The sequence below is a fragment of the Providencia sp. JGM181 genome (genome assembly GCF_018257375.1).
Taxonomy (GTDB): Bacteria; Pseudomonadota; Gammaproteobacteria; order Enterobacterales; family Enterobacteriaceae; genus Providencia; species Providencia lanzhouensis.
Genome location: NZ_JAERJY010000031.1, coordinates 18,801 through 28,492, shown reverse-complemented (window position 1 = coordinate 28,492; position 9,692 = coordinate 18,801). Strand labels below are relative to the sequence as shown.

General features: G+C 43.9%; 11 protein-coding genes and 2 tRNA genes. All 13 read left to right on the top strand.

The genetic code is table 11. From position 1 onward, the window contains the following. Positions 1–385 precede the first annotated feature (385 nt). The 13 genes from cydA to JK188_RS06490 all read left to right on the top strand — a co-directional run bounded on the left by cydA (position 386) and on the right by JK188_RS06490 (position 9,554). Positions 386–1,954, top strand: coding sequence for a cytochrome ubiquinol oxidase subunit I (gene cydA, locus JK188_RS06550; RefSeq protein WP_211887956.1), 1,569 nt, complete (start codon positions 386–388; stop codon positions 1,952–1,954). 14 nt (positions 1,955–1,968) lie between these two features. Continuing rightward, positions 1,969–3,108 (top strand): cytochrome d ubiquinol oxidase subunit II, encoded by a 1,140-nt coding sequence (gene cydB, locus JK188_RS06545; protein WP_132494277.1) that lies wholly within the window; start codon positions 1,969–1,971, stop codon positions 3,106–3,108. Positions 3,109–3,120: 12 nt separating this feature from the next. Beyond that, positions 3,121–3,243 carry a cytochrome bd-I oxidase subunit CydX gene (cydX, locus tag JK188_RS06540; protein WP_006660445.1) on the top strand — a complete coding sequence of 41 codons (123 nt, stop codon included), beginning with the start codon at positions 3,121–3,123 and terminating at the stop codon, positions 3,241–3,243. Positions 3,244–3,248: 5 nt separating this feature from the next. After that, positions 3,249–3,536 carry a cyd operon protein YbgE gene (gene ybgE, locus JK188_RS06535; RefSeq protein WP_132494279.1) on the top strand — a complete coding sequence of 96 codons (288 nt, stop codon included), beginning with the start codon at positions 3,249–3,251 and terminating at the stop codon, positions 3,534–3,536. Positions 3,537–3,671: 135 nt separating this feature from the next. Continuing rightward, on the top strand, positions 3,672–4,067 hold the full coding sequence (ybgC, locus tag JK188_RS06530) for a tol-pal system-associated acyl-CoA thioesterase (protein WP_036947785.1): 396 nt from the start codon (positions 3,672–3,674) through the stop codon (positions 4,065–4,067). Continuing rightward, on the top strand, positions 4,064–4,747 hold the full coding sequence (gene tolQ / locus JK188_RS06525; protein WP_036947783.1) for a Tol-Pal system protein TolQ: 684 nt from the start codon (positions 4,064–4,066) through the stop codon (positions 4,745–4,747). The genes ybgC and tolQ overlap by 4 nt, the downstream gene beginning before the upstream one ends. A gap of 18 nt (positions 4,748–4,765) precedes the next feature. Then, positions 4,766–5,191 carry a colicin uptake protein TolR gene (gene tolR / locus JK188_RS06520; RefSeq protein WP_211887957.1) on the top strand — a complete coding sequence of 142 codons (426 nt, stop codon included), beginning with the start codon at positions 4,766–4,768 and terminating at the stop codon, positions 5,189–5,191. A 70-nt stretch (positions 5,192–5,261) separates the two neighbouring features. After that, a complete protein-coding gene (gene tolA / locus JK188_RS06515; RefSeq protein ID WP_211887958.1) occupies positions 5,262–6,380 on the top strand; it encodes a cell envelope integrity protein TolA in 1,119 nt (372 codons plus the stop codon). Positions 6,381–6,524: 144 nt separating this feature from the next. Beyond that, complete coding sequence (gene tolB / locus JK188_RS06510) at positions 6,525–7,817, top strand: Tol-Pal system beta propeller repeat protein TolB (protein WP_036947763.1); 1,293 nt, start codon at positions 6,525–6,527, stop codon at positions 7,815–7,817. Between the two features lie 43 nt (positions 7,818–7,860). Further along, positions 7,861–8,358 carry a peptidoglycan-associated lipoprotein Pal gene (pal, locus tag JK188_RS06505; protein WP_006660438.1) on the top strand — a complete coding sequence of 166 codons (498 nt, stop codon included), beginning with the start codon at positions 7,861–7,863 and terminating at the stop codon, positions 8,356–8,358. A 22-nt stretch (positions 8,359–8,380) separates the two neighbouring features. Further along, the gene (gene cpoB / locus JK188_RS06500; RefSeq protein ID WP_154600186.1) at positions 8,381–9,163 is read left to right on the top strand and encodes a cell division protein CpoB; all 783 of its coding nucleotides are present in this window, start codon (positions 8,381–8,383) and stop codon (positions 9,161–9,163) included. 205 nt (positions 9,164–9,368) lie between these two features. Then, positions 9,369–9,444 (top strand) — tRNA-Lys (locus tag JK188_RS06495). Between the two features lie 34 nt (positions 9,445–9,478). Then, positions 9,479–9,554, top strand: a tRNA-Lys gene (locus JK188_RS06490). Positions 9,555–9,692: the final 138 nt, after the last annotated feature.

The window sequence follows — 9,692 nt, the reverse complement described above, 5'->3', positions numbered from 1 at the left end:
AACAGGTAGTTAACAACTAGCTAACTATTATTTGAATCGGGTCGAGAACAATTAACAAGTGAGAAAAAATTGACGTAAATCAATTTATTACCACTAGATTTATTTGCCCAAATTGCTTAAATTGGTGCTCGATCAAATACTCATTTTTCTATTAAAGGGTATAATTATTGATATAACTTCAGAATTCAAATCTGAATCACGTAAAAGAAGTTTATTGTATGTGAAGATAGGCGTACTATTATTATGGTAGGTTTTTTCTTTTACTTTTGTTAATTATTTGTTGTTTTGAGGCATTTTTTGCTGGTAGTTAAGAGGCTTTCCCGTTTAACACTGGAAGCTGGGTTGCCGCAAGTCGGTGTCTTCCTGCTAGGAGCAAGGAGTCAAGATGTTTGATATTGTCGAACTGTCACGATTACAGTTTGCCTTAACTGCGATGTATCACTTCCTGTTCGTTCCATTAACGCTCGGTATGGCGTTTTTGCTTGCGATTATGGAGACGGTATATGTGCTGTCTGGTAAACAAATTTATAAAGATATGACTAAGTTCTGGGGCAAGTTATTTGGTATTAACTTCGCTCTGGGTGTTGCGACTGGTCTGACTATGGAGTTCCAATTCGGGACTAACTGGTCATACTACGCCCACTACGTTGGAGATATCTTCGGTGCGCCTCTGGCAATCGAAGGTCTGATGGCATTCTTCTTAGAATCTACCTTTGTTGGTTTATTCTTCTTCGGTTGGGATCGTTTAAGCAAAACTCAGCACCTTGCGGTGACTTGGTTAGTTGCTTTAGGTTCTAACTTCTCTGCGCTGTGGATTCTGGTTGCGAACGGTTGGATGCAAAACCCTATCGCTGCAGACTTCAACTACGAAACAATGCGTATGGAAATGGTTAGCTTCTCTGAGCTAGTCCTGAACCCAGTTGCGCAAGTTAAATTCGTTCACACAGTTGCTGCCGGTTATTGTACTGGTGCTATGTTCGTTCTGGGTATCAGCTCTTACTATATGCTTAAAGGTCGTGACTTGGCATTCGCTAAGCGCTCTTTTGCAATTGCTGCAAGCTTTGGTATGGCTGCTGTTCTCTCTGTTATCGTTCTTGGTGATGAATCAGGTTACGAAATGGGTGACGTGCAGAAAACGAAGCTCGCCGCTGTTGAAGCAGAGTGGGAAACCCATGCGCCTCCAGCTGCATTTAACCTAATCGCATTCCCAAGCAATGAGAAACAAGAGAATACATTCTCTATCTCAATTCCATGGGCGATGGGTATTATTGCAACGCGTTCTATCGATACGCCAGTATTAGGTCTGAAAGATCTGATGAAGCAACACGAAGTCCGTATCCGTAACGGTATGGTTTCTTATGGTCAATTACAACAGCTGTTAGCTGGTGATAAGAGCCCAGAACTGCGTGCTGCGTTCGAAGCAAGTAAAAAAGACCTTGGCTATGGCCTTCTGTTAAAACAATACACACCAAACGTTGTTGATGCGACAGAAGAACAAATTCAGAAAGCGGTTAAAGACAGTATTCCTAATGTTGCACCACTGTTCTGGGCATTCCGTATCATGGTTGCAGTTGGCTTCGCGTTACTGTTAATCATCGGTTGGTCATTCCTGTCAGTTGTTCGTAACCGTATTGGTAAGAGCAAACTGCTGCTTCGTCTGGCTCTGTTTGGTATTCCATTACCATGGATTGCTATTGAATCAGGCTGGTTCGTGGCTGAGTATGGTCGTCAACCGTGGGCAATTGGTGAAGTGTTACCGGTTTCGGTCGCACACTCTAACTTAACCCCACAAGACCTGATCTTCTCTATGGCTCTGATCTGTGGTCTGTATACACTGTTCTTGATTGCCGAAATGTTCTTAATGTTCAAATTCGCTCGCAAAGGGCCTAGCAGCCTGAAAACCGGTCGTTACCATTTTGAACAGAAAAATAGTTCAGCACACGACGTTCAGTAAACAGGAGTCCACTTATGTTTGATTATGAAGTTCTTCGATTTGTGTGGTGGATCCTTATCGGCGTACTGCTGATTGGATTTGCCGTCACGGATGGCTTTGACATGGGCGTAGGCTTCTTATTACCTATCTTAGGTAAAACAGATACTGAACGCCGCGTTATGATTAATGCTGTTGCACCGCACTGGGATGGTAACCAAGTTTGGTTAATCACCGCGGGTGGTGCAATGTTCGCTGCATGGCCTCAGGTTTATGCTGCTTCATTCTCTGGCTTCTATGTCGCTATGATTTTGGTATTAGCTGCATTGTTCTTCCGTCCGGTTGGTTTCGACTACCGTTCTAAACTGGAGAACCCAAAATGGCGTAGCATGTGGGACTGGGGTCTGTTCATCGGTGGTTTCGTGCCTCCGTTAGTTATCGGTGTTGCGTTTGGTAACCTGTTACTGGGTGTTCCACTGCAAATCGATAACCAGCAGTATCTGACTTATACAGGTAACCTGTTTGGTCTGCTGAACCCATACGGTCTGTTAGCTGGTGTTGTCGGTTTAATGATGATTGTTACCCAAGGTGCAACTTATCTGCAAATGCGTACAACGGGCGAACTGCACTTACGTACTCGTAAAGCAACTTACATCTGTGCGTTAGTGACTCTGTTAGCGTTCGCTGGTGCTGGCGTATGGTTAGTGATGGGTATCGATGGTTATGTTGTGACTTCAACGATTGATACATTAAGCCCGTCTAACCCACTGAACAAAACTGTAGAAGTTGTTTCTGGTGCATGGTTAACTAACTTTAATACGTATCCAATCCTGTGGGCTTTACCTGGTCTGGGTCTGGCATTGCCACTGTTAACGATGATTGCAACTAAAGCAGATAAAAATGGTTGGGCATTCCTGTTCTCATCATTGACTATCGCTTGCATTATCTTGACATGTGGTGTTGCAATGTTCCCGTTCGTCATGCCTTCAAGCATCATGCCAAATGCAAGCTTGACCATGTGGGATGCGACATCTAGCCTGTTCACTCTGCAAGTTATGACTGTGGTTGCTATCATTTTTGTTCCAATCATCCTGTGCTACACCGCTTGGTGTTACTACAAAATGTTTGGCCGTTTGGACAAAAACTTCATCGAAAGCAACAAGCATTCACTGTATTAAGGAGCATAACATATGTGGTATTTCGCCTGGATCCTCGGCACTCTGTTAGCTTGTAGTTTTGCAGTGATTGCAGCATTAGCCCTTGAGCACTCTGAAAGTGCAAAAGAAGCTAAAACAGCTAAAGATGGTGAGTAAATAGTATGCTGATGGATAAATCCTATCAGCTATTAGGAAAGGGCCCGATAAGGGCCCTTATCCTTATATTAGCTTTAGTAACCGCTGGCGCAGTAATGTGGGATCCTTCCCTGTTTGCAGCCAATACCAGTGCATTTCCAATCTGGCAAGGTCTTCTCATGATATGGGCAACTTGCAGCGCCATCATTTTTGGAGTGGGCTTCCTACCCAATAAATTGACGTGGCGAGTGCTGTTCCACCCATTACCTGCCGCCATCATTCTTATCTGGGGACTTGTAAAAGTCTTTAGTTAATCTAAATTCAGATTGTAGGCCATGCGGCCTGCAATTATTTTTGATATCTTTACCTGCAAAGTGATTCCAAAGCGGCACTGTCTTGCGTATAGTGACACCGTTAATTAATTTAACCTAAGACGGAGTGGTTTTTTTATGTTATTTCGCTGGCCTGTCCGCGTGTATTATGAAGATACAGATGCGGGCGGAGTTGTATATCATGCACGTTATCTGGCTTTTTTTGAGCGGGCAAGAACAGAAATGTTGCGGAATAAAGGTATTAACCAACAAAGTTTACTCGCTGAGAACCTTGGTTTTGTCGTCCGTAGTATGACCATCGATTTTATTAAGGGCGCTCGGTTAGATGACCTGCTGGAAGTGGAAACGGAAGTCGTTGAAATAAAACGTGCTTCTTTACTTTTTCAGCAAAGGTTAGTTGATTTGCAAGGTAACTTGCTTTGTGGGGCGACAGCCCTAATTGCTTGTGTGGACACATCTAAAATGAAGCCGAAAGCGCTTCCTAAGTCTATTGTCGCGGAGTTTAAGCAGTGACTGACATGAATATCTTGGATTTATTCCTAAAAGCGAGCCTATTGGTTCAGCTGATTATGTTCGTTTTGATCGGTTTTTCTATTGCATCGTGGGCGATTATTATCCAGAGAACAAAAGTTTTAAATGCCGCCACGCGCGAAGCGGAAGCATTTGAAGATAAATTCTGGTCAGGTATCGAGCTGTCCCGCTTATATAAAGAAAGCCAAGCTCGTCGTGATGCATTAGGTGGTGCAGAACAAATTTTTTACTCTGGCTTCAAAGAGTTTGTTCGCTTACATCAAGCTAATATTCATGCACCAGATGCGGTAGTTACTGGTGCATCTCGTGCTATGCGCATTTCCATGAACCGTGAGTTGGAATCTGTTGAATCGCATATCCCATTTTTAGGTACCGTAGGGTCAATTAGCCCTTATATTGGTCTGTTTGGTACCGTTTGGGGGATCATGCATGCTTTCATCGCACTGGGTGCGGTAAAACAAGCAACATTACAAATGGTTGCTCCGGGTATTGCGGAAGCTCTGATCGCAACAGCAATCGGTCTATTCGCTGCAATTCCAGCTGTTATGGCGTACAACCGTTTAAACTTACGTGTGAATAAACTTGAGCAAAGCTACGATAACTTTATGGAAGAATTCCTCGCTATCTTGCATCGTCAAGCATTCTCGGCTGATAAGAAATAAGACGAGGGAGAAAAGCGAATGGCGCGCAATAGTAGACGCAGACGTGAGCTAAAATCCGAAATCAACATTGTTCCATTACTGGACGTATTGTTGGTGCTTTTGCTGATTTTTATGGCAACTGCACCCATTATCTCTCAGAGCGTGGAAGTTGATTTGCCGGATGCAACAGATACCCAAACCGTCTCATCCAGTGATAATCCCCCCGTTATTTTAGAAGTGGCGGGTGTTGATCAATATAATTTATTGGTCGATGGTGAGCGCATGGAATTACTGCCACCTGAACAAATTTCAGCGGTCGCAAAAGAGCAGTTAGAAAAAAATCCGAAAACGATTTTCCTAATTGGTGGTGCGAAAGAAGTTCCTTATGACGAAGTCATTAAGGCGCTGAACATGTTACACGGTGCTGGGATCAAATCTGTTGGTTTGATGACTCAACCTATTTAATTTGCTGACGCCACTTTGAAAGTGGCTCAGATATAATTGAAAAGAATCGATTCTTTTTTTGGAAACCAGAGTGGGAAAGACAAAAGAGAAACAGGATGACTTGAAGCGCTCATTACTGATGTCAGCTGGGCTGCACATCTTATTGATTGCTTTGATCGTTATAGGCTCTTTAGTGACAGTCGTCCAACTTGGCGGCGGTGGGGAAGAGGGGACTGTCATTGATGCAGTGATGGTCGACCCTGGTGCAGTTGTTGAGCAATATAATCAATCTCAGCAGCAGCAAAAAAGCTCCCAGCAAGCAGCTAAAGAGCGTAAAGAACAGCAACAAAAACAAGATGCTGAGCTAAGAGAAAAGCAAGAGCAGGAACAAAAACGTCTGCAAAAACTTGAAGAAGAGCGGATTCAAACTCAGCGAGAAACTGAGCAACAGCAAAAACAAGCTGAAGAGCAGAAAAAACAAGCCTTAGATGCGGCTAAAAAAGCGAAGGAAGAGCAAAAAATAGCGGAAGAAGCCGCTGCTCAAGCCAAAGCTGAAAAAGAAAAACTCGTGAAAGAACAAGCGGCAGCGAAAGAAAAAGCTGACGCACAAGCTAAGAAAGAAGCTGAAGCTGCTAAGGCTAAGGCAGAAAAAGAAGCTAAAGAAAAAGCGGAAGCTGACGCTAAAGCTAAAGCTGATAAAGAAGCCAAAGCTAAAGCCGATGCTGATGCTAAAGCGAAAGCTGACAAAGAAGCTAAGGCTAAGGCAGATAAAGAAGCTAAAGCAAAAGCAGCTAAAGCCAAAGCTGAAGCTGCGAAAAGTGCATCATCTGTTGATGATTTGCTGGGTGATTTAACTGCATCAGGGCCAAGCAAGCAAGGTGGACAAACAGCTGCGGGTAGCGGTGGTGGTAAAAAATCAGGCGCATCGAATGCTGATGTTGATAGCTATGCCGGTAAAATTAAGGCTGCTGTTCAAAGTAAATTCTATGACTCAGAAAGTTATCGTGGACGTACTTGTGAACTGCAATTGAAGTTAGCACCAGATGGGTTATTGGTGAATATTTCACCGAAAAATAATCCAGCAAATGATCCCGCGTTATGTGAGGCGGCAATGAGAGCAGCAAAACTTGCGACTATGCCAAAACCACCTAGCAGAGAGGTCTATGATACGTTTAATAAATCGGGTAGCACATTGGTATTTAAGCCTTGATTTTCAACAACTCAGAGCAGTCTGTATTGTAAATTTTGAGGCAATGTAATAAATAGTTTGTGTGCTATCTAGTTTTGTTAGTATACCTTTGTTAAAATTCAGCGAATTATTGCGGTGGTGAATATCGCAGTAAGGGAGATTAGGATGAAGCATGCGTTTAAAATAGTTCTCGGGTTCTTAATGCTATGGGCTACTGTTGCTCAGGCAGAGATCCGTATTGAGATTACTGAAGGTGTTAACTCAGCTCAGCCAATCGGCGTTGTCCCATTTAAATGGGCTGGCGCGGGTGCGCCGCCACAAGAAGTGGGCGGAATTGTCGGTGCTGATTTACGCAATAGTGGTAAATTTAACCCTATTGAACCAAGCCGCATGCCTCAGCAACCTGGCACGGCTTCAGAAGTGACGCCAGAAGCTTGGACTGCGTTAGGCATTAACGCGGTTGTTGTTGGTCAAGTTCAACCAGCAGCTGATGGTAGCTTTGTTGTTAGCTATCAGTTAGTGGATGTTGCCGCTAACCCAGGTGCAGTTTTAGCGCAAAACCAATTTAAAGTGACCAAAGATTGGTTACGCTATGCAGCGCATACTGCAAGTGATGAAGTATTTGAGAAATTGACTGGTATCCGTGGTGCTTTCCGTACACGTATTGCTTACGTGGTGAAGACCAACGGCGGTCAATATCCGTTTGAATTACGAGTTTCTGACTATGACGGTTTTAACCAATTCACGGTTCACCGTTCGCCAGAACCTTTAATGTCGCCAGCTTGGTCACCAGATGGCCAAAAGATTGCGTACGTAACGTTTGAAAGTGGTAGTTCTGCGCTAGTTATCCAGACTCTATCAAGTGGTGCGGTTCGTCAGGTTGCATCATTCCCACGTCATAATGGGGCACCTGCATTCTCACCAGATGGGACTAAACTAGCTTTTGCTCTGTCTAAGACAGGCAGCCTGAATTTATATGTGATGGACTTAGGTAGTGGTCAAATTCGTCAAGTAACAGATGGTCGCAGTAACAATACTGAACCAAGCTGGATGCCGGATAGCCAAACTTTAGTTTATACCTCTGATCAGGCAGGACGTCCGCAGATTTATAAAATGAATATTAATGGTGGTAGTCCTGTTCGTGTCTCCTATGAAGGATCACAAAATCAGGACGCTGATGTAAGCCCGGATGGAACTTTCTTAGTGATGGTCAGCTCCGGGGGCGGTCAGCAGCATATCGCCAAACAGGATCTGGCAACGGGTAACGTTGAATATTTAACGTCAACGTTTCTAGATGAAACGCCGAGTATCGCACCTAACGGCACTATGGTAATTTATAGCTCCTCTCAAGGCTTGGGGACTATATTGCAGCTAGTTTCGACCGACGGGCGTTTCAAAGCGCGTCTTCCGGCAACCGATGGACAGGTTAAATTCCCTGCCTGGTCGCCGTATCTGTGATGCATAATAATAATGTGTGGCAAAAATATTAAGGATCAAAACGATGCAACTGAATAAAGTGCTTAAAGGGCTGATGATCGCATTACCAATCATGGCAGTCGCAGCTTGTAGCTCTAACAAAAACAACGACCAAACTGGTGATGATTCTTCTATGAATCAAACTAACACTGGTCTGTCTGCGGAAGAGCTGGCACGTCAGCAAATGGAACAACTGCAACAGAACAACACTGTTTACTTTGGTTTCGATAAATACAATGTATCTCCAGAGTACGCTGAAATGTTAGATGCACACGCAGCATTCCTGCGTAGCAACCCATCTGTACGTGTTGTTGTTGAAGGCCATGCGGATGAGCGCGGTACTCCAGAATACAACATCGCACTGGGCGAGCGTCGTGCTAACGCGGTTAAAATGTATCTGCAAAGCAAAGGCGTTTCAGGTGACCAAGTTTCACTGGTTTCTTACGGTAAAGAAAAACCAGCTGTGTTAGGTCACACTGAAGCAGACTACGCGAAAAACCGTCGTGCAGTCATTGCATACTAATAGATAAGCGAAATTATCTATTATGAACAGTAACTTCAGACAATTACTAGTTGGTCTGTCGTTATTGGTTGGCGTAGCGGCCCCTTGGGCCGCTATTGCCCAAGCGCCAATCAACAATGTCGGATCGGGTTCTTCCGCAGACCGCCTCACTCAACTTGAGACCGCTGTTAGCTCTCAAGGTCAAATGATTTATCAAATCCAGCAGCAATTAGCCGATAACCAACGTGATATTGATATGTTACGTGGACAGATTCAAGAAAGTGAATACAAATTGAATCAAGTTGTTGAGCGCCAAAAAGATTTGTACATGCAATTAGACAAAGCGAGTGGTGGTGATTCTTCAAGCTCTTCAGATGCAACTGATACTAGTGCATCAAATGCGCAATCATCTTCTTCAGATACGCCAGCTGCAAGCTCCGGCGGTAATGAAAAAGATGATTACAATGCTGCTGTTAAACTGGCGATGGAAAGTAAGTCCAAAGCACAGATTGACGAAGCGATTGGTGCATTACAAGGGTTTATCAAAGCATATCCAAAATCTGGATATCAATCGAATGCCAACTATTGGCTAGGACAGTTAAACTACAACAAAGGTAGCAAGGATGACGCCGCATTCTACTTTGCGACTGTAGTTAAGCAGTATCCTAAGTCTCAAAAAAGCAGTGAAGCCTTATTTAAAGTGGGGTTGATCATGCAAGATAAGGGACAGAAAGATAAAGCGAAGGCTGTTTACCAGCAGGTATTACAACAATACCCAAATAGTTCTGGTGCAAAACTTGCAGAGAAGAAGCTCAGTACACTGTAATTGATAACCCCGAAGCGATGTAGCCGAATATTTCGGGGTTATCCGTATGTTTAGTGTGCACTTAATCTTTTTTTTAAAAAAAACCATTGCACCCTCGTCAGAAATCAGTAATATAAGCCGCCGTTGATACGAGAAAGCGCGGGTTGATAAATCCGAGTGATATCAGCAAGAATCGATTACACATTGATTCTAAAAACATTTAGATGGGTCGTTAGCTCAGTTGGTAGAGCAGTTGACTTTTAATCAATTGGTCGCAGGTTCGAATCCTGCACGACCCACCATCTAAAAGCAGTAAAAAATTCAAGCAGTTCAGATGGGTCGTTAGCTCAGTTGGTAGAGCAGTTGACTTTTAATCAATTGGTCGCAGGTTCGAATCCTGCACGACCCACCATCTCAAGTAAACTCCTCAATCCAAAACAACTCTGTCATTTGCATATTGTACGTTGAGTGCGGGTGAGAAGCTGCGTTCAGGTTCGAGCCGAGCGAAGCGAGACAGCGTTGCGCTTGCCGCAACGACCCGAAGGGCGAG